Raw genomic sequence first — 22,512 nt, 5'->3', positions numbered from 1 at the left:
GCTCCATAAACCTGAATTCCATGGATCAAGTGATCATCTCGTCTGTATACCGCAAACCCTATGGCTTGTCTTGCCACCGGGATGCGCTACCATGGCCCTCCCTTTTTTTGTTGCCTGCCACCATGCACTGTCCCTTCTGCGGTGCCAACGACACCAAGGTCATCGACTCGCGTCTGGTCGCCGAGGGCGAACAGGTGCGCCGCCGGCGTGAATGCCTGGCCTGCGGCGAGCGATTCACAACGTTCGAGACGGCTGAACTGGTGTTGCCGCGCCTGATCAAAACCGACGGCAGTCGCCAGCCGTTCGACGAAGAAAAACTCCGCGCCGGCATGCAGCGCGCGCTGGAAAAGCGCCCGGTGAGCGTCGAACGCCTCGAATCGTCGCTGGTGCTCATCAAACACAAACTGCGCGCCACCGGCGAGCGCGAGGTCAAGTCCCTCGTGGTCGGCGAGTTGGTGATGGCCGAGCTGAAGAAGCTCGACGAAGTCGCCTACATCCGCTTCGCCTCGGTATATCGCCGCTTCCAGGACCTCAACGAGTTCCGCGAAGAGATCGATCGCCTGGCCCGTGAACCGGTGAAAGAATGACCACGCCTGCCGAACAAGCCATCCTCGACGCCCACTACATGGCTCGTGCCCTGGAACTGGCGCGCAAGGGGCATTACACGACGCACCCCAATCCGCGGGTTGGTTGCGTGATCGTGCAGGGCGGGCAGATTGTCGGCGAAGGCTGGCACGAGCGCGCCGGTGAACCCCACGCCGAAGTCCATGCCTTGCGTGCTGCCGGTGAGCTGGCCCGTGGCGCCACGGCCTACGTCACTCTTGAACCTTGCAGCCATCACGGCCGTACACCGCCGTGCGCCGATGCGCTGGTGAATGCCGGCGTGGCCCGGGTCGTCGCGGCGATGCAGGACCCGAACCCGGAAGTCGCCGGTCGCGGCCTGCAACGCCTGGCCCAGGCCGGTATCGCCACCGAAAGCGGTGTGCTGGAAGGCGAGGCGCGCAAGCTTAATCAAGGCTTTCTGAAACGCATGGAACACGGCTTGCCGTTCGTGCGGGTCAAGTTGGCCATGAGCCTGGACGGTCGCACGGCCATGGCGAGTGGCGAAAGTCAATGGATCACCGGCCCGGCGGCGCGTTCGGCGGTACAACGCTTGCGTGCCCAGGCCAGCGTGGTATTGACCGGCGCCGACACGGTGCTGGCGGACAACGCGCGGTTGACCGTACGCGCCGACGAGCTGGGTCTGGACGCTGAACAAACGGCACTGGCCATGAGCCGCCCGCCGTTGCGGGTGCTGGTCGACGGGCGCCTGCGGGTGCCTCTGGATGCGCCGTTTTTCAAGGCCGGCCCAGCGCTGGTCGCTACCTGCGTGGCAGTGGAAGAGCAGTACGCCAACGGTCCGGAGTGCTTGAGCGTGCCGGGCTATGACGGTCAGGTCGACCTGCGTCAGCTGCTGGTCGAACTCGCCGCGCGTGGTGTCAACGAGGTGTTGGTCGAGGCCGGTCCGCGTTTGGCAGGTGCTTTTGCCCAGCTCGGTCTGGTGGACGAGTTCCAGATTTTCATCGCCGGCAAGTTCCTCGGTTCCTCGGCACGACCGCTGCTGGATTGGCCGCTCGCGCAAATGAAGGATGCGCCGGAACTCAAAATCACCGAAATTCGTGCGATCGGCGATGACTGGCGAGTCATCGCCATTCCTTTGCCAGCAGCAAGCGTATAATTTCCGGCCATCGCGCAAGCTTTGGCTTTGTTCTCGAGGAGAACCTCATGTTTACCGGCATCATCGAATCCATCGGCAGTATTCGTGCATTGACCCCAAAGGGCGGTGATGTGCGGGTTCATGTCGAAACCGGCAAGCTCGACCTGAGCGACGTCAAACTGGGCGACAGCATCGCGGTCAACGGCGTATGCCTGACCGCCGTCGAGTTGCCGGGCAACGGCTTCGCCGCCGACGTCAGTCGCGAAACCCTCGACTGCACCGCCATGAACGACCTGAAAAGTGGCAGCCCGGTCAATCTGGAAAAAGCCCTGACCCCGACCACTCGCCTCGGCGGGCACCTGGTCAGCGGTCACGTCGATGGCGTGGGCGAAGTGGTTGCCCGTACCGAAAACGCGCGCGCCGTGGAATTCCGCATTCGCGCGCCGAAGGACCTGGCAAAGTACATCGCCCATAAAGGCTCGATCACCGTCGACGGCACCAGCCTGACCGTGAACGCAGTCGATGGCGCCGAGTTCCTGCTGACCATCATTCCGCACACCCTGAGCGAAACCATCATGGCGTCGTATCAACCGGGGCGCCGGGTGAACCTGGAGGTGGACTTGCTGGCCCGTTACCTTGAACGCCTGTTGCTGGGCGACAAAGCCGCGGAGCCTGCGGCTGGCAGCACCATTACCGAAAGCTTTCTGGCCGCCAACGGCTATCTCAAATCCTGACTCAAGGGGGTGCCTTGTGGCGCTCAATAGCATTGAAGAACTGGTTGAAGACATCCGCCAAGGCAAGATGGTCATCCTCATGGATGACGAAGACCGCGAGAACGAAGGCGACCTGATCATGGCCGCCGAGTGCTGCAAGCCCGAGCACATCAACTTCATGGCCAAGCATGCCCGCGGCCTGATCTGCATGCCGATGACCCGCGAGCGTTGCGAATTGCTCAAGCTGCCGTTGATGGCGCCGCGCAACGGTTCCGGTTTCGGTACCAAGTTCACCGTATCGATCGAAGCGGCCACCGGTGTGACCACCGGCATTTCCGCCGCCGACCGTGCGCGTACCGTGCAGGCCGCCGCCGCCCGTGATGCCAAGGCCGAAGACATCGTCAGCCCGGGCCACATCTTCCCATTGATGGCCCAGGCCGGCGGTACCCTGGCCCGCGCCGGTCACACCGAAGCGGCATGCGACCTGGCGCGCATGGCCGGTTTCGAGCCCAGTGGCGTGATCTGCGAAGTGATGAACGACGACGGCACCATGTCCCGTCGCGCCGAACTGGAAACTTTTGCCGCCGAACACGACATCAAGATCGGCACCATCGCCGACCTCATTCACTACCGGATGATCCACGAACGTACCGTTCAGCGGATTGCCGAGCAGCCACTGGACAGCGAACTGGGCCAATTCAACCTGGTGACCTATCGTGATTCGGTGGAAGGCGACGTGCACATGGCGCTGACCCTGGGCAATGTGTGTGCCGAAGAGCCGACCCTGGTTCGCGTGCACAACATGGACCCGCTGCGCGACCTGCTGATGGTCAAGCAACCGGGCCGCTGGAGCCTGCGCGCCGCCATGGCCACGGTGGCCGAGGCCGGCAGCGGCGTGGTGCTGTTGCTCGGTCACCCGCTCGATGGCGACGTGTTGCTGGCGCATATCCGCGAAACCGCCGATCACGCCGCGGCGAAAAAACCGACCACCTACAGCACTGTGGGTGCCGGTTCGCAGATCCTGCGTGACCTGGGCGTACGCAAAATGCGCCTGATGTCGGCACCGATGAAATTTAATGCGATATCCGGTTTCGATCTGGAAGTTGTAGAATACGTGCCCTCCGAATAATGACCGGGTGTTTCCGGCCTTGAATTCGCGGTTCAAATATCACCGAGGGGCGCGTACGAGACGCGTCCCGGCTCTTTAAGAGATCTAACGAATGACCCTGAAGACCATCGAAGGTACCTTCATCGCCCCTAAAGGCCGCTACGCACTGGTAGTGGGCCGTTTCAACAGCTTCGTCGTTGAAAGCCTGGTCAGCGGTGCGGTTGATGCCCTGGTTCGCCACGGCGTAAGCGAAAGCGACATCACCATCATCCGCGCACCTGGCGCCTTCGAAATCCCGCTGGTTGCGCAGAAAGTCGCTCAGAAAGGCGAGTTCGCGGCAATCATCGCCCTGGGCGCGGTCATTCGTGGCGGCACTCCGCACTTCGAATACGTGGCTGGCGAATGCACCAAGGGCCTGGCCCAGGTGTCCATGGAGTTCGGCGTACCGGTTGCATTCGGCGTGCTGACCGTTGACTCCATCGAGCAAGCCATCGAGCGTTCCGGCACCAAGGCCGGCAACAAAGGTGCTGAAGCTGCCCTGTCCGCTCTGGAAATGGTCAGCCTGCTGGCGCAGTTGGAGGCCAAGTGATTAGCGACGATAGCGATCGTTTCAACCCGCGCGATCCAAAGCCTGCGGATGCCGGCAAGCCATCGAAGAGCGCCAAGCGTCGCGAAGCCCGTCAGCTCGCGACTCAGGCGCTGTACCAATGGCACATGGCCAAGCAGTCGCTGAACGAGATCGAAGCGCAGTTCCGGGTCGATAACGATTTCACCGATGTCGATGGCGCGTACTTCCGCGAAATCCTGCATGGGGTTCCGCAGTTCAAGACCGAAATCGACACCGCGCTCAAGCCATGCCTGGACTTGACCATCGAAGAGCTGGACCCGGTTGAACTGGCGGTTCTGCGCCTGTCCACCTGGGAACTGCTCAAGCGCGTCGACGTGCCGTACCGCGTTGTGATCAACGAAGGTATCGAACTGGCCAAGGTCTTCGGTTCCACCGACGGCCACAAGTTCGTCAACGGTGTACTCGACAAGCTGGCCCCGCGTCTGCGTGAAGCTGAAGTCAAGGCGTTCAAGCGCTGATCGGCGCTTGAGCACTTTGTCTGCGCCATGGGCGAGTTTGAGCTGATCCGCAATTTCTTCGCCGCCGCGCCTTGTGCGCAGGGCGGCGAAGGCGTTGCCCTCGGAATCGGCGATGATTGCGCCTTGCTGGCCGTTCCTGCTGGGGAGCAGTTGGCGATTTCTACCGATACGCTGGTGGCCGGTGTGCATTTCGCCGATCCCTGCGATCCGTTTCTGCTCGGTCAGCGCTCGCTGGCCGTGGCCGTCAGCGACCTGGCAGCCATGGGCGCCACCCCGGTCGCCTTCACCCTTGCCCTGACCTTGCCGACGGTGACCGCCGATTGGCTGCAAGCCTATGCCCGTGGTTTGAACCTGATGGCGCAAAACTGCGGCGTGGCACTGGTGGGTGGCGACACCACCCGCGGGCCATTGAGCCTGACCATGACCGTGTTCGGCCGAGTGCCGAGTGGCCTGGCGTTGACCCGCAGCGGCGCACGGCCGGGCGACCTGCTGTGTGTCGGTGGCGACCTGGGCAATGCGGCCGGTGCCTTGCCCCTGGTGCTCGGTCAGCGTACAGCCCAGGCGAGCATTGCCGAGCCGTTGCTGGCGCATTACTGGTCACCGCAACCGCAGCTCGGCCTGGGTCAGGCGCTGCGGGGCAAGGCCACCTCGGCGATGGATATCTCTGACGGTCTGCTCGCGGATTGCGGACATATCGCGCTGGCCTCGAAGGTCGGCATCGAAGTCGAGCAGGACCGTTTGCCGCTGTCCCAGAGCCTGGTTACCTTTCTCGGTCAATCGAATGCACAGGTGGCTGCCCTGAGCGGCGGCGACGATTACGTCCTGGCGTTCACCCTACCGTCCGTCGAGTTGCCGCAATTGCTCGCCGATGGCTGGCCGATCCATGTGATTGGCCGGGTGGTGAAGGGGCAGGGCGTGACGCTGCTGGACGCCGATGGCAAGGACATCACCCCGCAAACCCGGGGTTATCAACATTTTCGGGAGTCACCGTGACAGATCATCCCAAACAGGTCCCGGCGGAATTCGTACCGCCGTCGGTCTGGCGTAATCCATGGCATTTCCTGGCGTTCGGCTTCGGTTCGGGCACCTTGCCAAAGGCGCCCGGCACTTGGGGATCGTTGGTTGCGCTACCCTTTGTTCCGTTGTGGCAGATGCTGCCGGACTGGGGTTACTGGCTGATGCTGGGCATCACCATGCTGTTCGGCTTCTGGCTGTGCGGCAAAGTGGCCGACGATTTGCGGGTACACGACCATGAAGGCATCGTCTGGGACGAAATGGTCGGGATGTGGATCACCCTGTGGCTGGTGCCGGAAGGCTGGCAGTGGTTGCTGGCGGGTTTCTTGATGTTCCGCTTCTTCGATATCCTCAAGCCGTGGCCGATTCGCTGGATCGACCGGCACGTGCATGGCGGCGTTGGCATCATGCTCGATGATGTCCTGGCCGGGGTGTTCGCCTGGTTGGCGATGCAGGGGCTTGTGTGGTTTTTCGCCTGACCGGGATTTCCCAGCGTTGATCAGGCGGATCGTCAATCGGGAGATTCACGTACTGACGCTGAACCCCGGGAGCCTGTATTCAGGGCGTATATCAAACATTTTGATCGTTATCGCCGATAATTCAGCCTAAGCGTCCTCCGGAACCTGCTGTTACAATGCCGGCTCTGCGAATCTTCAGACTTTTAGATCAGGAGCACACCGGTGCCTGTCGTTTTTGTCGCCGCTTCCAAGCTGCCAACGCCTTTTGCGCAATTCACCATGCACGGCTTCCTCGATGAGGCCACCGGCCGCGAGCACGTTGTGCTGAGCCTGGGTGAGATCGCCGACGGTGCCCCGGTGCTCGGCCGGTTGCACTCCGAGTGCCTGACGGGCGATGCCCTGTTCAGCCAGCGTTGCGACTGTGGCTCGCAACTGGAGGCCGCCTTGCAGGCCATCGCCCGGGAAGGTCGTGGCGTTTTGCTCTACCTGCGTCAGGAAGGTCGTGGCATTGGCCTGCTGAACAAGATCCGCGCCTATGAGTTGCAGGACGGTGGCGCCGATACTGTTGAAGCCAACGAGCGCCTGGGCTTTGCCGCCGACCAGCGTGACTACGCCATGTGCCTGCCGATGCTGGAGCACCTGGGCGTGAAGTCCCTGCGCCTGATGACCAACAACCCACGCAAGGTCAAAGCCTTGACCGACATGGGCATCGTGGTCGCCGAGCGCGTGCCGCTGCACACCGGCCACAACCCGCATAACCGACTCTACCTGGCGACCAAGGCCAGCAAGCTCGACCACATGATGGGCAATGAGCATCAGGGCGAGGTAGACCGGGCGTGACCCGCGGTCAGGTGAGGCGGCGGCTGTCCGTCAACTGGTGGCAATACCTGGCACTGGCCTTGTTGCCGCTGTTTGTGATCAACGCGGTGTTCGGCCAGAGCGACGCCATCCTGCCGGTGCTGGCGATGCCCTTGTTCATCGCCGGAGTCGCCTCGATGTTTGTCAGCCTGAAGTTTTTCGGTGCCTACAAACACGCGCTGATCGCCACCCGCAAAGCCCTCGATACCCCTGAAGAACCTGCCGCCTGGATCAGTCTGGCGGCCAAGCGGCGCACGGCATTCCTCGCCGCCGGCTTGCCGGCATGGATCGGCGCACTGGCGGTGTTCGTCGGTCTCGAAGCGGTGCCGCTGATGCTGCTGGCGCTGTCGACCGTCGTGTTGTTCTACCTCTACCGTATTCCGCGTCAGCTCGGTTGATGCGCGCGATCTGGCTGGCGGTTTTGTTGCTGGCCGCCAGTCGCTCGGCCATCGCGGTCGAACGGGTTGTCAGCCTTGCACCGTCGCTCTCTGAAATCGTCGTCGAACTGGGTTCCGCCGACCTCCTGGTCGGTGTGCTGGACGCCGGTGAGCGACCTGCCGAACTCAAGGATCTGCCTTCCGTTGGCCGCTATGGCCAGCTGGACATGGAACGCTTGCTCAGCCTGAAACCTGATCTGTTGCTGCTATGGCCCGGTAGCGTCGGCCCGGCCCAGCGCGACCAACTCAAGCGCCTGAACATCCCCACCTACGTCGCCGAGCCCCATAGCCTGGACCAGTTGACCGCGCAGATCGAGGCCATCGCCACTCGACTCGGTCGGCCTGAGCGTGGCGTTTCATTGGCGAACGACCTGCACCAGCGCCTGGATGCGCTGCGTCAGCGCTATCGACGGGACAAGCCGTTGCGGGCGTTCTATCAGATTTGGGACCGGCCGTTGTACACCGTCGGCGGCGAGCAGATCATCAGTGATGCACTGGAAGTCTGCGGTGCTCGCAACGTGTTTGCCGACCTGAAGCTGCCGGCACCGCAAGTCAGCGTGGAGGCGGTGTTGCAGCGCAATCCTGAAGTGATTCTGGCCGGCGATCAGGCGCAGCTCGATGCATGGAAAGCCTGGCCGCAGGTGGCGGCCGTGGCGCAAGGGCAATTGCGCCTGGTGACAGACAAGGGCCTGGAGCGGCCGAGTGGGCAGATGGTCGAGGCGACTGCCAGGCTTTGCCAACTGATCGCCCCCTCGCCACGAATGATCGAGTCTGGCTTTAGATCTCCGGCGTCCAGGTTACCCCAAACATCCACGCCCGACCTTCCTCGCGATACCCGTACTGATTGCCGTCAAAGCTGTACAACGCCCGGCTGTAACCCTTGTCCAGCAGGTTGTCGACCTTCAGCTCCAGCTTGATTTCACGATTGAGCTCCCAGCTGCTGCGCAGTCCCAACAAGGCATAGCCGCCGAGGAGCTGTTGATTGTTCAGGTCGTCATAGCTGCTGCTGACCGCTTGCCAGCTGGCGCCGAGGCCCAGGCGATCGAACTGTCGGTCCAGATCCCAGCTCAAAGTGCGCCGCGCACGACGAGCCAAAGTGTGGCCCGTGTCACGATCCCGCGGGTCGATGATCGCCACGCCGAGATTGCTCTGCCAGTCGAACAGTTCCTGCTTCAGCGCCGCTTCAAAGCCGTTGATCCGCGCCGAGGCGACGTTCTCCGGGCGCGAGTTGCTGCCGAAGATGATCGCGTCTTCAAGGTCGGTGCGATACAGCGAGGTTTCCAGGCGACTGCTCTCGGTCAGTTGGCTGCGCCATTGCAGCTCATAGCTTTTCGAGGTTTCAGGCTTGAGGTCCGGGTTGCTGAAATCCGGGTAGTACAGATCGTTGAACGTCGGCGCGCGGAAGCCTTCGCTGTAGGTCAGCAGCACTTCGTTGTCCGGGTTCAACGGCAGGGTGAAGGTGCCGCTCCAGGTGTTCTGGCTGCCGAATTGCTGGTTATCGTCGTGACGCAGGCCCAACTCCGTGGAGAAGCTGTCCGCCGTAAAGCGATGCTGGATGAATGCGGCGCGGTTCCAGCGGCTGTCCTCGTCGAACGCAGTGCTGCTGTTGATCCGGTCTTCATACCAGTCGCCGCCCAGCATCAGGCTGTTGCGCTCGTCGAGCGTCAGGTCGTTCTGCCAGGTCATCGAGTCGCGATAGGTGTTGAACACCGAGCGTTCGTCGCTGAGCTTGTCGAGGGTTTTCTCGCGGTTCTCGCTGTGACCGAAATCAATGCGGGTTTTCCAGCGGTCGTTGAGCCGTGCATCGACATAGCTGCTGACGCTGCTCACATCGAATTCGTTGTAGGGCTGCTGCTGAACTGGATTGAATGGACTGTCGAACTCGCTCTTGCCTCGGTTATCCAGCACGTTGGCGCCGACTTCGATGTCGTCGCTCAGGGCGTGGCTCAAGCTCAGGCTAAACGACTTGTTGCGGTATTCGTCATGGTCGCCGTCGCTGGGAAACGACTCGTGAGTGCGATTGATCCCGGCGGTTTCGTCGAGGCTGGTGCCAAGGTTGAAGCGGGTTTTTTCATCGCCGCCGGACAAGCCGAGGCTGCGCTCCCAGGTCTGGTTGCTGCCAAATCCCATGTGCAGTCGAGGGTGCAGGCCTTGTTCGCCGCCACGGCGGGTGAAGATCTGGATTACCCCGCCAATGGCATCGCTGCCATAAATCACCGAGCGGGAGCCACGCAGCACTTCCACGCGCTCTACCTGTTCAATGTTGATGTGCTGCAGGTTGCTGTCACCGGAAGTCGAACTGCCGATGCGCTGACCGTCCACCAGCACCAGGCTCTGGGCCGACTGAGTGCCACGGATGTAGACACCCGGAAGGCTGCCGCGCCCGCCGGTCTGCGCGATTTGCACGCCCGGTACCCGACGCAACAGATCGGTGACGCTGTAGGGTTGCAGGCGGTCGATGTCTTCGCGGGTGAATACGGTGTTGGCGGCGCTGCTGTCGTTGCGTGCTTCGACCTGGCGGTTGGCGCTGATCAACACGTCGGGCAGCTTCAGGGCCTGGTCGCGTTCGAAGGTGTCGGCCAGCAATTGACCGGCCGGCAGCAGGGTCAGCGTCAGGGCGAAGGGGGAGAGTTTCATGGGTAGTCCGATGGTGTTTCGTGGGGCACACAAATCAACTGTGGGAGCGGGCTTGCTCGCGAAGGCGGTGTGTCAGTCAACGTTTCAGTTGAATGATCCGACGCTTTCGCGAGCAAGCTCGCTCCCACAGGGATTTGCGTTTAGATGTCGAGCAGTTGCAGGCGCTCGCGAATGGACGCTTCGATTCCCGCCTCATCCAGGCCACACTCAGCCAGCATTTGCGCAGGCTTGGCGTGTTCGACGTAAATGTCTGGCAAGCCCAGGTGGAGCATCGACTTGAGGATGTTTTCGCGGGCGAGGAATTCGCTGACCGCGCCACCGGCGCCGCCCATGATTGCGTTTTCTTCGACGGTCACCAGCAGTTCGTGGTTGCCGGCGATTTCGCGAACCAGGGCTTCATCCAGCGGTTTGACGAAACGCATGTCGACCACGGTCGCATCCAGCGTCTCGGCGACTTTCAGGGCTTCGGCCAGTTGCACGCCGAACACCAGCAGGGCGACTTTGCTGCCCTGGCGACGGACTACGCCTTTGCCGATCTCGACAGGCTCGAGGTCTTTCTCGATGGTCGCGTTCGGGCCGCTGCCGCGTGGGTAACGCACCGCCGCCGGGCCTTCATACAGGTGACCGGTGGTGAGCATCTTGCGCAGTTCGTTTTCGTCACTCGGGGTCATCACCAGCATGCCAGGAATGCAGCGCAGGTACGAAAGGTCGAAACTGCCGGCGTGGGTCGGACCGTCTTCGCCCACCAGGCCGGCGCGGTCGATGGCGAACAGCACGTCGAGGTTCTGTACGGCGACGTCATGCACCAACTGGTCGTAACCGCGCTGCAGGAAGGTCGAATAGATGGCCACCACGGGTTTGGCGCCTTCGCAGGCCATGCCGGCCGCGAGGGTGACGGCATGCTGCTCGGCAATGGCCACATCGAAGTAGCGCAGCGGGAATCGTTCGCTGAAAGCGACCAGGTCCGAGCCTTCCTTCATCGCCGGAGTAATCCCGACCAGGCGCGGATCGGCAGCCGCCATGTCGCACAGCCATTCACCGAACACGCCGGAGTATTTTGGGCCGCTGGCCTTTTTCGGCGCAGCCGCCGGAGCATCCAGAGGTTCGAGTTTGGTGATGGCGTGGTAACCGATCGGGTCGACTTCCGCCGGGGCGAAGCCTTTGCCCTTCTTGGTGACGACGTGCAGGAACTGCGGGCCCTTCAGGTCACGCATGTTGCGCAGGGTGGCGATCAGGGTCGGCAGGTCGTGGCCATCGATCGGGCCGATGTAGTTCCAGCCCAGCTCTTCGAACAGCGTGCCGGGAACCAGCATGCCTTTTGCGTATTCTTCGGTACGACGGGCGATTTCCCAGGCGCCTGGCAGGCGCGACAGCACTTTTTTGCTGCCTTCGCGCATGCTTGCGTAGGTGCGGCTGGAAAGGATCTTCGCCAGATAGTTCGACAAGCCACCGACGTTGCGCGAGATCGACATGTCGTTGTCGTTGAGGATCACCAGCATGTTGGCGTCCACTTCCGGCGCATGGTTCAGCGCCTCGAACGCCATGCCGGCGGTCAACGCGCCGTCGCCGATCACCGCGATCGCCTTGCGATCACTGTTTTGCAGGCGGGCGGCAATCGCCATGCCCAGCGCGGCACTGATCGAGGTGCTGGAGTGGCCGACGCCGAAGGTGTCGTACTCGCTCTCGGAGCGACGCGGGAAGGCTGCAACGCCGTCCTTCTGGCGCAGGGTGCCCATGCGCTCGCGACGACCGGTGAGGATCTTGTGCGGATAAGCCTGATGGCCCACGTCCCACACCAGCCGGTCGTCCGGGGTGTCGAAGACGTAGTGCAGCGCGATGGTCAGCTCGATCACGCCCAGGCCTGCACCGAAATGCCCACCGGTCTGGCCGACCGTGTAGAGCAATTCCAGGCGCAACTCATCGGCCAGGGTTTCCAGCTCGGCTTCGCCTAACCGGCGCAGGCCGTCCGGCGTGTTCGCGCGGTCGAGCAGGGGCGTGGTCGGGCGCTTGCGGGGAATCTCATGAAACGTCGTGGGCATCAGGCGAATCGTTATAGGTATAAAAGATGCGGCAGTTTACCTGATGCATCGCCCCCTGCCCACGCGTTGGTTTTTTTTGACGGATTCGCCGTCAGTTGCGGCGATCGACGATATACCGGGCCAGATCACGCAACGGCTCGGCTGCTGCGTCAAACGGTCGCAGTGCATGCAGGGCCTGGTCGCGCAGCTCCAGGGCATAGGCCTTGGCGGCGTCGAGACCGAGCAGGGCCGGGTAGGTCGGCTTGTCGCGGGCGATGTCGGCGCCCTGACGTTTGCCGAGGGTTTCGGTATCGCTTTCGACGTCGAGAATGTCGTCCTGCACCTGGAACGCCAGGCCGATGGCCTGTGCATAAGTCTGCAGGGACTTGAGTTCGTCTTTCTCGGCACGGCCGCTGGCCAGGGCGCCGAGCTTGACGCTGGCCTCGATCAACGCGCCGGTCTTGTGCCGGTGCATGTATTCCAGGGCTTTCTGGTCGAGCTTCAGGCCGACCGAACCGAGGTCGATGGCTTGGCCACCGACCATGCCCGCCGGGCCTGCCGCCACTGCCAGGGCACTGACCATCTGCAGGCGGATTTCGGCATCCGACGTGCTCAGGCGTGGGTCGAGCAGCGCGCTGAAAGCCAGGCTCTGCAAACCGTCGCCGGCGAGGATCGCGCAGGCTTCATCGAATTTTTTGTGGGTGGTTGGCTGGCCACGACGCAGATCGTCATCGTCCATCGCCGGTAAATCGTCGTGCACCAGTGAATAGGCGTGGATCAGTTCCACGGCACAGGCCGCGCCGTTGGCTTGCTCAGGCTTGCCGCCCAGCGCTTCGCACGCGGCGTAGGCCAGCAGTGGGCGCACCCGTTTGCCGCCATTCATCACGCTGTAGCGCATGGCCTCGTACAGCCGCGCCAGCTCGGGGCTCGGTGCCGTGAACAGGGTTTCCAGCGCAGCATTGACGCGGGCCTGGCTGGTGGCCGAGTAGGCTGCAATCATTCTGGTTGGTCCGCGTCGAAGGGTTCTTCGGCCAGCTCGCCATCACGCTCGAGCAGCACTTGAACCTTTTGCTCGGCCTGGGCCAGCGCCGCCTGGCAATCGCGGGTCAGGCCGATGCCCTGCTCGAAAGCGGCCAGCGAGTCCTCCAGCGACAATTCGCCATTCTCCAGACGCTCCACCAGCGTTTGCAGGTCGGCGAGGGACTGTTCGAAATCCAGTGCAGCTTTTTTGCGGGCCATGGCGGCGATTTCCGGTTGACGTTAAACCGGCGCGACACTAGCAGATAGGGGGTTCATGGGCAAATGAGCGGGGTGCGTGGTTTCAGGCCTCAGGTTCTCGCCTCATCGGGGTATTTGATCTGGTACCGCGTGCTGCGCCCGCCACCGGGCAGGCGTTTCAGGCAGTCTTTGTCCAGCAGTTCGGTCAGATGACGGGTCGCGGTAGCTTTGGATACTTTGGCGACGGCCTGGTATTGAGCTGCGCTGATGCCGTGCTCGAAGCCTCTTTCGCCGCCATCGAGCAATCGATTCAGGACCTTGGTCTGCTCGGCCGACAACCCGGATCTTTGGTGTACCTGCCAGAATCGCGCCTTGCCCAGCACATTGTCGATCCGCGTCATGGCTTGTTGCAGGCTGCGCAGAAGAGTCTGCAGGAACCACTCCAGCCATTCAGTGATATTGGTCGTAGCTTTTTGATTGTTTTCCAGCACGCGGTAGTAGCCGGAGCGGTCCTCGAGAATACTGGCCGACATTGCGTAAAAACGAATCGCCTGAGCCTCGCCCTGTGCCAAAGCCAGGTCGGTGATGGTGCGCGTGAGGCGACCATTGCCGTCGTCAAAAGGGTGGAGCGTGACAAACCAGAAATGTGCGATGCCAGCGCGCAGCAATGGGTCGACCCCGGCCTGACTTCGGCTGCCCTCAAACCAGTCGAGGAACATTTCAAGTTGACGCTCAAGGCCCGCTCGAGGCGGCGCTTCGAAGTGCACGGTCGGCTTGTCGAGGCGACCGGAAACGACCTGCATCGGTTCATCGCCCCACAGTGCGCCGACACGAATCGCCCGGGCCGCGAGGTCGCTGTCCTGCTCTGGAAACAACCATTTATGCCAGTCCAGTAAACGACCCAGCGTCAGCGGCTCGGCAAAGCGCTGCGTCGCATCGAGCATCAGTTGCGCAAGGCCTTCACTGCGTTGGCTGACTCTATCGCCATCAACCAGATCCAGACCCAGGCGTCGAGCCAGCGACGAACGAACGGAACCGACGTTCAGTTGTTCACCTTCAATGGCCGATGAGGTAACGATGTTTTGCAACAACGCATCCAGCTCACTTTGCGCGCTCAGCGAACTGCCCACGGAACTGGCCATGCCCATCAATCGACCTTGCGTTTGAATGCACTCGCGCAACAAGGGTGCCAAGCGTTCGGCATTCCAGGTGAAATTCGGCCAATCAGGCTGCTGCCATATCCATTGAGGTGTCATGAACCGGATGCTCTCAGGGGGAGTGAGCCGATTAGAAAGGTTATTCGGCTCACATAATGAGCCGAATATGCCGCTTATTCGGCTCACCGTCCACCGTGCGTCGTGAATCCATCCGCACTTTGAGACACATCCGATTGTTAAAAAACACTCGACTGGCTAATCTTCGCGCCATCCACGACCCCAGGGTCACGGGTCTTTCAGACGAAACGCAGTATCGACATCTGTAACGCGCCGAGGATAGGGCGCAAGGTTTCGTCATGCATGGCAGGAGGCATCACATGCGTTCATTTCTTTTGCTGCTGATCGGGTTGGCCATCGCCCCCGTGATTCTGGCCGCGCCGAATGCCGAGTTGTCGGAACCGGTGGGCGGCTGGCGTTACAACGGTTTGCCGGACCGTAGCGAAAACCCGCAAGTCGCCTATCCCACACCGCCAATTGATCGGGGCGTGCAGCGCAATCGCACGATGATCGAGGGCCAACTGAAGGCCCTCGGTACCCAGCGCGGGCCGCACACCCTGGCGGTCAACGGCAATCCGCTGAATCTCTATACCGACGAGCAAGGACGTTTCGCCCGGCCCTATGCGTTTGGCGCCGGCTCCAACAGCGTCGAAGTGCGCAGCGCCGAGGGCCAGTCCCTCAAGCGTGTTCAATTCTATGAAGCCAACAACCTGCGCACCCCGGCGCGGATTCGCGTGGTGCTGGGTTGGGACGACCCGAAAGCCGAACTCGACCTGCATATTGTCACGCCCGATGGCCAACATGCCTTCTGGGCGCACTCGGCCTTGACCAATGGTGGCGGCCTCGACCCTGATGGTGTCGATGGTCCGGGTCCGGAAATGTTCACCATGACCGCACCGCTGCATGGCACCTACCTGGTTTACGTGAACTATTGGGGCAACTTCGGCAGCGGCGGCTATAACTTCGATGAGACCAGCAACCAGAACGAGGTGATTACCTCGCAGATCAATCTGGTGCTCAACGAAAACACCGTCGATGAAAAACGCGAGACCTTCATCGTGCCCCTGCGCGCAATCGGCGACCTGCTGCTGGTCAAGACTTTCAACTACTAGGCATCCCCGCTCCACGGATGAACATCGGGTTTTGTGAACATGAGTGATAGCACTGTTACTCCGGCCGCTGGCGCACCAGCGGCCAAACCTTCCCTGCATTGGCCGACGCTGCTGATCGGGTTATGCCTGGTCGTTGGCGTGGCCGGTTGGTTGGGCTGGTTGATGCACAAGCCCAAGGCCCCGGCGCCGGTGTTGGCCAGTGACAAGCTGGGCATGAGCCGCCCGGACGGCCTGCTGGAAACCCACTCGCTGAGCCAGTTGCCCAGGGACCTGCTGGCGGTGCCGTTCCTCAAGGAAACCCTGACGGAAGATTTCGTCTTCTATTACGAAACCCACGCCGATCGCCTGGGCTTGATCGGCAGCTTGCGGCGGATCATCTACGAGCATGACCTGAAGCTGCAGGACAGCTTGATCGAGCAGTTGTTCGATCAGCCTGCCGACGTAGCGCTATGGCGCGGGGCGGACGGGCGCCTCAAGGATTTCCTGTTGGTGATGGATCGCGGTGGGCTGGCCAAGGTGCTGGAGCCGCTGGCCAAAGTGGCGCTGGACGACTCGCAACTGAGCAAAGTCGCTGACGTGAAGGTCGGCGGCGAAGACGTGGGGCTCTATCAACTCGGTTACAACGCCAGCAAGGCGCTGCTCTTCGCGTCCCATGGCGACAAACTGGTGGTGCTGTCCAATCCGGCGAAACTCTACGATCCGCAGAGTGGGGCAACAGAGGAACCGGGCAGCGTATCGACCATGGCCATTGCCGCGTTGCTCAATGGCGACAAGCTGTTCCCCGAAGCCTTCGGCCTGCCGCCTCGTGCACCGCAGGTGAAGCAACGCCTGTCGGTGAATGCCAGCGTTCTGGCCATGGGGTATCAGCGTTTTATCCCAAACTTTGCGGGCCTGCGTTTCGACATGGACGACAAGGGCTGGCACAGCTTCCTGGCCATGGATGAACTCGACAATCAACCGGACTTCGATTTCAAACCGATCTGGCAAGCCATGCCCATGGGCGCCAGCGCTTGCGTGGCGTTGCCGCTGGCGGCCGAACAACAGAAGCCGCTGCTGGTGAAACTCGGCGCGCAGGAGCAGGCGGCCCAGGCGCTGACCGAGCACATGGCCGGTGCGGCGGGTCTTTGCTGGTATGCCGATTCGCGGTTGTACACACCCTTGCTGGTGGCCAGTCTCGACGATGACGACAGCGGCAAGCTCGATGGAGATTTGGGCAGCCTGTTCGGCTCGATGGTCGGCGCCTACGAGAGCAATGTCCAGGAGGGTGCCTTCCCGGTAGTGGAAAAGCAGGAAGGCCAGAGCCACCAGTGGCAACGTCAGGTCAGCTCCAGTTTCGGTCCCTATGCGGCCAAGGATGCCCAAGATCCCGGCGCCATCACCGGCAAGGCGTTCATGAAAGTCAGCCTGGCGCGCCACGGTTCAACCTTGCTGTTTTCCCTCGACGACAAGCTGGTGGACAAGGCCCTCGGCACCCTCGATAAACGCTTCCCGCCAATGGCCGACGTGGTGCCCAAAGATCTGCTGATGCCGGTCTATTTCGGTCCGGAATCCATGGCGCAACTGATGCAGCAGGAAACCCTCGACAGCCTGCCCCAGGACATGGAGCCGGTGTTCTACAACGCCGCGCAAACCTACCTGATCCCGAAACTGCGCAAGCTCGGCGGCTACGGCAAGTACGCCCTGACCCTGCCCGAAGGCAGCGAGCCGGACGGCCACTGGCAGTGGTTGCCACTGGAGTGGCAAGCGCTGTGACTGCATTGATCCGCAGTCTCGGCTTGCTGGCGCTGTTGCTGAGCGCGGGTGCCCGCGCTGTCGAGGCGCCGTCGCTTGACCCGCAGCAGTCCCAGGTGTTCCGCGCCTGGTTCGTGCGCATTGCCCAGGAGCAACTGAGCCAGGGCCCGAGCCCGCGTTGGTATCAGCAAGACTGCGCCGGGCTGGTGCGTTTCGCCGCCAATGAAGCGCTGAAAGTCCATGACGACAAATGGCTGCGCAGTAATGGCCTGTCCAATCGTTACCTGCCACCCGAATTGCAATTGAGTGATGCCCAGCGTGGTCTCGCCCAGCAATGGCAGCAGGGCGGCGGCAAAGTCGGGCCATACGTCAATGCGATCAAATTGATCCAGTTCAACAGCCATCTGGTCAGCCGCGATGTGTCTCAGGCGCGCCCTGGCGACCTGATGTTTTTCGATCAGGGTGACGACCAGCACCTGATGATCTGGATGGGCCGCTACATCGCCTATCACACCGGCACCACCACCCCCACCGATAACGGCATGCGTTCGGCAAGCCTGCAGCAACTCATGACATGGAAGGACACCCGATGGATACCCGACGCAGCCAACCCCAACTTCATCGGCGTCTATCGACTGAATTTTCTCTCCCAATGACCGGTGCCCGCATGCTGCGTTTTCTGTCTCTGCTGTTGGTGTTGGTACTGCCTTTTTCGGCGGTCAACGCCGATGACTCGGTCCCGGCCAGCGGCTATGCGCCAGTGGCTGGCGAGAGTTTTTTCCTGCTGGCCGACAGCAGTTTTGCCAGCGATGAACAGGCGATGGTGCGCCTCGAAGCGCCGGGCCGCGACTATCGCCGGTTTCGCATGGAACCCTATGGCGGCGCTGACATCCGGGTGTATCGCATCGACAAACCACTGGACTTCCTCAAGCGCCAGAAGAACCTGCATCGGGTGGTCAGCGATGGCCAGTTCAAGGGGGAAGGTCTGTCCAATACCCTCGCGTACCTGTGGGACAACTGGTATCGCAAATCCCGTCGGGTGATGCAGCGGGCGTTTTCCTACGAGTCGCGTAAACAAGTCACCGAAGAAGTGCCGGAGCTGAAGATGGGCAACGCGATGGCCGCGCCAACCCCCTACGATGCGCAGCCGCAATTCGCGCTGATACCGGGTTTGCCGGTGGTCAGCCAGTTCCGTTATCCGTTGTGGCAGGCCAAGCCGATCCAGCCGCCTGCCGGAGTGAACCTGGCCGGGTCTTCCAGCGAGTTCGTCAGTGTCGCGCCGGGCAACGTGTACATCCCGTTGGGCAATCTCAAACCGGGCCTCTACCTGGTGGAAGCGCTGATCGGCAAGTACCGCGCGACCACCATGGTGTTCGTCTCCAACACCGTGGCAGTGAGCAAGATTGCCGGTGATGAATTGCTGGTGTGGGCCGCGCGCAAACACGAAGGGAGCTCGGTGCCGAAGGTCAATGTGCTGTGGACCGATGGCCTCGGCGTGATGAGCAGCGGCGCCACCGATACCGACGGCCTGCTGCGCCTGAAGCACGTCAGCCCCGAGCGTTCGTTCGTGATCGGTGAGGACGAAGAGGGCGGGGTGTTCGTCTCGGAAAACTTCTACTACGACAGTGAAATCTACGACACCAAGCTCTATGCCTTCACTGATCGGCCGCTGTATCGGCCGGGAGATTGGGTGTTGCTGAAAATCGTCGGGCGTGAATTCAAGAACGCCCGGGATTCGGTGCAGCCAAGCGCTGCCGACGTCAGCGTGACCGTGCTCGATGCGACCGGCACGGCGCTGCAATCCCTTGATCTGAAACTCGACTCCAAGGCTGGCACCCAGGGCCGATTCCAGTTGCCGGAGAACGCCGTGGCCGGTGGCTATGAACTGCGTTTCAACTACAAGGATCAGGCCTACAGCAGCGCCTTCCGTGTCGCTGAATACATCAAGCCGCACTTCGAGATTTCCCTCAACCTGGCCAAGCAGGACTACCGCACCGGCGAAGCGGTCAAGGGCAACCTGGTATTGCTGTACCCGGACGGCAAACCGGTGGCCAATGCCAAACTGAGCCTGAGCCTGCGTGCCCAACAGCTGTCGATGGTCGACAACGAACTGCAATACCTCGGGCAATTTCCGGTGGAGCTGACCAGTACCGAGTTGACCACCGACGCCAAGGGCAACGCGTCCCTCGACTTGCCGGCCGCCGACAAACCGAGTCGCTACATGCTGACCGTGTTCGCCAGCGACGGTGCGGCGTATCGGGTGAAAACCACCAAGGAAATCCTCATCGACCGCGGCGCGGCGAATTTCCGCTTGAGTGCGCCCCGACGTTTCAGTGCAGTGGGTGACAAGGTCGCCTTCAGCTACACCCGCGAAGGCGAGCAGGCCGAAGCGGTTTCGCCTGGCAGTTACGGCTGGGTCCGTCTGGAAGACCAGAGCACCGGCGAAGGCAAACTCGCGGCAACCGACAAAGGTTTCACCCTGGCCTTCGACCGGCCTGGCACCTACAACCTGGCGCTCAAGGATGCCCATGGCCGGGTGATTGGCGCCACGGGTCATTCGGTCACTGGCGAAGGTGTCAAAGCCGTACCCGGCACGGTGGAAATCGTCCTCGACAAGTCCGAGTACATCGCAAGCGATGAAGCGCTGGCACTGATCACTTTCCCCGAGCCGGTCAGCGATGCACTGCTGTCTCTGGAGCGCGACAAGGTCGAAGCCACGGCGTTGCTTTCCAGGGGCGCTGACTGGCTGAAGCTGGAAAAACTCAGCGATACCCAATATCGCGCGCGCATCCCGGTGAAGGACGGATTCGCGCCGAACCTGACGTTCTCGGTGTTGTACACCAAGGGCGGCCAGTACAGTTTCCAGAACGCCGGCATCAAGGTGATAACGCCACAGATCGACGTGGCCATCGCCACCGACAAGGAAACCTATCAACCGGGTGAAACGGTTTCGGTGGACCTGACCACCCAGTTCGCCGGCAAGCCGGTTCCCGCGCACCTGACAGTCAGCGTGGTCGATGAAATGGTCTACGCCCTGCAACCCGAAGTGGCACCGAGCATCGACCAGTTCTTCTATCATCCACGGCGCAACAACGTGCGTACCAGTGCCAGTTTGTCGTTCATCAGTTACGACGTCGCCTTGCCGGGCAGCCCCGGTGCGCCGGGTAAAGCCAATCGCAGTGAGCGTGGCGTGAAGGTGCTGGAGCGGCCGCGTCGCGAGGACGTCGACACGGCTGCGTGGCAACCGGAATTGCTGACCGATGCCAACGGCAAGACCCGCTTCACCTTCAAGATGCCGGACTCCCTGACCCGCTGGCGCATCACCGCCAGGGCAATCGCCGATGACGGTCAGGTCGGACAGAAGAAGCAATTCGTACGCTCGGAAAAACCGCTGTACCTGAAGTGGAGCGGCCCGAGCCGATTCCGTGTTGGTGACAAACCGGACCTCGGTGTGTTCGCCTTCAGCCAGGCCGAGAAACCGGTCAAGGCCGAACTGGTGATCCATTTCGCCGGCAACGAACAGCGCGTGCCGGTGACCCTGAACAGCGGCATCAACTACATCCCTTTGCCGACTTTCGAACTGGTCAATGGCGAGTGGAGCGCCGAGTTGCAGCAGGATGGCAAAACCGCTGATGCCCTGGCGGTGCGCCTGAGCGCCACCGGTGAAGGCTGGCAGGTGACGCAAACGCAGAGTCTCGATGTGAGCAGCGGCGATACACCGCTCACCTTGCCGGCAGATGCGACCGATGTTCGACTGCGCCTGGATGACAGTCCGCAAGCGTTGTTCCGTTCGGCCCTCGATGATCTGCTGAGCTACCCCTACGGTGGCGTCGAGCAGACTGCCAGTCGCCTGCTGCCGTTGAGCATCGCCTACCCGACGCTGGCGGCGAATCCGCAGATCCGCGATCGCCTGCGTCTGATCATGCAAAACAGTCGCTTGCGCCTGGTACAAATGGCGGGCCCTTCGGCGAGTTTCACCTGGTGGGGCATGGACGGCGAGCCGGATGCATTCCTCACGGCCTACGCTTACTACGCCGATTGGCACGCCAGCCAGGTGCTGGAACTGAGCCTGCCGCCGGAGCATTGGCAGCGGGTGCTGGAGGTCTACGCCAAACAGGCTAAAAACACGCCGCTGTTGCAGCGGGCACTGATCCTGTCGTTCGCCAGACAAATGCAGTTGCCGGTCAACACTTTGCTCGGTGGCTTGATGGACGACCTGGCGAAAGCGGGCGAGGGTACTGCCGCAAACCTGATGGAAGACGCTGAAGACAGCCTCGTCATGAGCGATCCGGATTCCGCGTTGGGACTCGCGGCCGCACGCGTGTTGACGGCATCGCTGGCCAGGCAGGCGAAGGTCGCTTTGCCAGGCGCGTTCAATCGGCAACTGACCGACGCGCAGCAACGTATTGCGGTCAGTTCCCAGCCATTTGCCGAAGCGCTGAACCTGTCGCTGCAACCTTTCGATCAGGCGCACGCCCAAGCGTTGTTGCAGCGCCTGTTGCCGCAGCAATCGACCCTGGAACGTGCGTTGGCGCTCACTTGGCTGCAACGCAGCATCGAACAGGCATCGCCCACTATCGCGTTGGCGCCGGGTGAAGGCTGGAAGAAGCAGTACGGGGTTTCAGGCGAGATGTATTGGACATGGCAGGGGGCTGCGCCAGTGCCGACGGTATTGACGTTGACCGGGGTGCAGGAGCGTCCGCTGCGCGCGGCATTGAGTTACCGCAGCCAGCAACCGGCGGTCGATCCGATGGCCGTGACCATCACTCGCCGCCTGTCTCGGCTGGTGCCGGGGGACGAAGCCTTCACCTTCAAACTCGAAGCGGTGGGCAACGCTCCGCTGTCCAGCGACAACCTCTATCTCGATGAAGTGATCGTCACCAGCAAAGCCGCCAGACCGCTGCGTTACGGCCTGCTGGAGGTGCCGCTGCCACCGGGCGCCGATGTCGAGCGTACGACCTGGGGCATCAAGCTCATGGGCAAGGCGGGCACCGAACCGACGGCACTGGAGAAGGCGCGTTTCGAGCCGGGGCAAATGGCTTATGCCGTTCCGGTCGATGCCTTGAGTGGAGAATTGCGCCTGCGGCACCTGGTGCGTTTCTCGCAGAAGGGGCAGTTCAACTTGCCGCCGGTTCGTTTCACTCAGGTCTATGCGCCACAGCATCAGGCACAGGAGCAAAAGGCAGCCCTTGGCCAGGTCACGGTTCACTGA

Annotated in this window: 19 protein-coding genes and 1 pseudogene; 15 read left to right on the top strand and 5 right to left on the bottom strand. The window is 61.9% G+C overall.

Annotation, left to right across the window (positions count from 1 at the left end):
• The first annotated feature begins 122 nt into the window (after positions 1–122).
• The 11 genes and pseudogenes from nrdR to CAG47_RS23540 form a co-directional block, all read left to right on the top strand.
• The gene (nrdR, locus tag CAG47_RS23590; protein WP_177409069.1) at positions 123–587 is read left to right on the top strand and encodes a transcriptional regulator NrdR; all 465 of its coding nucleotides are present in this window, start codon (positions 123–125) and stop codon (positions 585–587) included.
• Positions 584–1,717 carry a bifunctional diaminohydroxyphosphoribosylaminopyrimidine deaminase/5-amino-6-(5-phosphoribosylamino)uracil reductase RibD gene (ribD, locus tag CAG47_RS23585; RefSeq protein WP_085727945.1) on the top strand — a complete coding sequence of 378 codons (1,134 nt, stop codon included), beginning with the start codon at positions 584–586 and terminating at the stop codon, positions 1,715–1,717. The genes nrdR and ribD overlap by 4 nt, the downstream gene beginning before the upstream one ends.
• Before the next feature lie 47 nt (positions 1,718–1,764).
• Positions 1,765–2,430, top strand: coding sequence for a riboflavin synthase (locus CAG47_RS23580; RefSeq protein ID WP_085727942.1), 666 nt, complete (start codon positions 1,765–1,767; stop codon positions 2,428–2,430).
• Positions 2,431–2,446: 16 nt separating this feature from the next.
• The gene (gene ribBA / locus CAG47_RS23575; RefSeq protein ID WP_085727939.1) at positions 2,447–3,538 is read left to right on the top strand and encodes a bifunctional 3,4-dihydroxy-2-butanone-4-phosphate synthase/GTP cyclohydrolase II; all 1,092 of its coding nucleotides are present in this window, start codon (positions 2,447–2,449) and stop codon (positions 3,536–3,538) included.
• A gap of 91 nt (positions 3,539–3,629) precedes the next feature.
• Complete coding sequence (ribE, locus tag CAG47_RS23570; RefSeq protein ID WP_003228649.1) at positions 3,630–4,106, top strand: 6,7-dimethyl-8-ribityllumazine synthase; 477 nt, start codon at positions 3,630–3,632, stop codon at positions 4,104–4,106.
• Positions 4,103–4,603: a transcription antitermination factor NusB gene (gene nusB / locus CAG47_RS23565; RefSeq protein WP_007933632.1), complete on the top strand. Its 501-nt coding sequence runs from the start codon at positions 4,103–4,105 to the stop codon at positions 4,601–4,603. The genes ribE and nusB overlap by 4 nt, the downstream gene beginning before the upstream one ends.
• 27 nt (positions 4,604–4,630) lie before the next feature.
• Positions 4,631–5,596: a thiamine-phosphate kinase gene (gene thiL / locus CAG47_RS23560; protein WP_085727937.1), complete on the top strand. Its 966-nt coding sequence runs from the start codon at positions 4,631–4,633 to the stop codon at positions 5,594–5,596.
• Positions 5,593–6,096 (top strand): phosphatidylglycerophosphatase A, encoded by a 504-nt coding sequence (locus tag CAG47_RS23555; RefSeq protein ID WP_085727935.1) that lies wholly within the window; start codon positions 5,593–5,595, stop codon positions 6,094–6,096. The genes thiL and CAG47_RS23555 overlap by 4 nt, the downstream gene beginning before the upstream one ends.
• A gap of 201 nt (positions 6,097–6,297) precedes the next feature.
• Positions 6,298–6,915: a GTP cyclohydrolase II gene (gene ribA / locus CAG47_RS23550; protein ID WP_056728926.1), complete on the top strand. Its 618-nt coding sequence runs from the start codon at positions 6,298–6,300 to the stop codon at positions 6,913–6,915.
• Positions 6,912–7,331 carry an MFS transporter gene (locus CAG47_RS23545; protein ID WP_085727933.1) on the top strand — a complete coding sequence of 140 codons (420 nt, stop codon included), beginning with the start codon at positions 6,912–6,914 and terminating at the stop codon, positions 7,329–7,331. The genes ribA and CAG47_RS23545 overlap by 4 nt, the downstream gene beginning before the upstream one ends.
• A pseudogene (locus CAG47_RS23540) lies at positions 7,331–8,122 on the top strand (cobalamin-binding protein); the annotation flags it as partial. The gene CAG47_RS23545 and the pseudogene CAG47_RS23540, both read left to right, overlap by 1 nt.
• 25 nt (positions 8,123–8,147) lie before the next feature.
• On the opposite strand, the gene CAG47_RS23535 reads toward CAG47_RS23540, so the two are convergent.
• The 5 genes from CAG47_RS23535 to CAG47_RS23515 form a co-directional block, all read right to left on the bottom strand.
• Positions 8,148–10,007, bottom strand: a complete 1,860-nt coding sequence (locus CAG47_RS23535; RefSeq protein WP_085727931.1) for a TonB-dependent receptor domain-containing protein — start codon at positions 10,005–10,007, stop codon at positions 8,148–8,150.
• Between the two features lie 140 nt (positions 10,008–10,147).
• The gene (gene dxs / locus CAG47_RS23530) at positions 10,148–12,046 is read right to left on the bottom strand and encodes a 1-deoxy-D-xylulose-5-phosphate synthase (RefSeq protein WP_085727929.1); all 1,899 of its coding nucleotides are present in this window, start codon (positions 12,044–12,046) and stop codon (positions 10,148–10,150) included.
• Between the two features lie 91 nt (positions 12,047–12,137).
• The gene (gene ispA / locus CAG47_RS23525) at positions 12,138–13,025 is read right to left on the bottom strand and encodes a (2E,6E)-farnesyl diphosphate synthase (protein ID WP_085727927.1); all 888 of its coding nucleotides are present in this window, start codon (positions 13,023–13,025) and stop codon (positions 12,138–12,140) included.
• On the bottom strand, positions 13,022–13,264 hold the full coding sequence (locus CAG47_RS23520; protein WP_007970180.1) for an exodeoxyribonuclease VII small subunit: 243 nt from the start codon (positions 13,262–13,264) through the stop codon (positions 13,022–13,024). Before CAG47_RS23520 ends, ispA begins: the two co-directional genes overlap by 4 nt.
• An 89-nt stretch (positions 13,265–13,353) precedes the next feature.
• Positions 13,354–14,499, bottom strand: coding sequence for a Fic family protein (locus CAG47_RS23515; protein ID WP_085727924.1), 1,146 nt, complete (start codon positions 14,497–14,499; stop codon positions 13,354–13,356).
• A 278-nt stretch (positions 14,500–14,777) separates the two neighbouring features.
• On the opposite strand from CAG47_RS23515, the gene CAG47_RS23510 reads away from it, so the two are divergent.
• The 4 genes from CAG47_RS23510 to CAG47_RS23495 are packed head-to-tail and all read left to right on the top strand — an operon-like array spanning position 14,778 to position 22,512.
• Positions 14,778–15,569, top strand: coding sequence for a YfaP family protein (locus tag CAG47_RS23510; protein ID WP_085727922.1), 792 nt, complete (start codon positions 14,778–14,780; stop codon positions 15,567–15,569).
• Between the two features lie 39 nt (positions 15,570–15,608).
• Positions 15,609–17,321, top strand: a complete 1,713-nt coding sequence (locus CAG47_RS23505; RefSeq protein ID WP_085727920.1) for a DUF2138 domain-containing protein — start codon at positions 15,609–15,611, stop codon at positions 17,319–17,321.
• A complete protein-coding gene (locus CAG47_RS23500) occupies positions 17,318–17,956 on the top strand; it encodes a DUF1175 domain-containing protein (RefSeq protein WP_104451308.1) in 639 nt (212 codons plus the stop codon). The genes CAG47_RS23505 and CAG47_RS23500 overlap by 4 nt, the downstream gene beginning before the upstream one ends.
• Entirely contained in the window at positions 17,953–22,512 is a 4,560-nt protein-coding gene (locus tag CAG47_RS23495) for an alpha-2-macroglobulin (protein ID WP_085727916.1), read from the top strand. Before CAG47_RS23500 ends, CAG47_RS23495 begins: the two co-directional genes overlap by 4 nt.

Source organism: Pseudomonas sp. R37(2017), assembly GCF_002113375.1.
Taxonomy (GTDB): Bacteria; Pseudomonadota; Gammaproteobacteria; order Pseudomonadales; family Pseudomonadaceae; genus Aquipseudomonas.
This window is presented reverse-complemented; position numbering and strand designations above follow the sequence as displayed.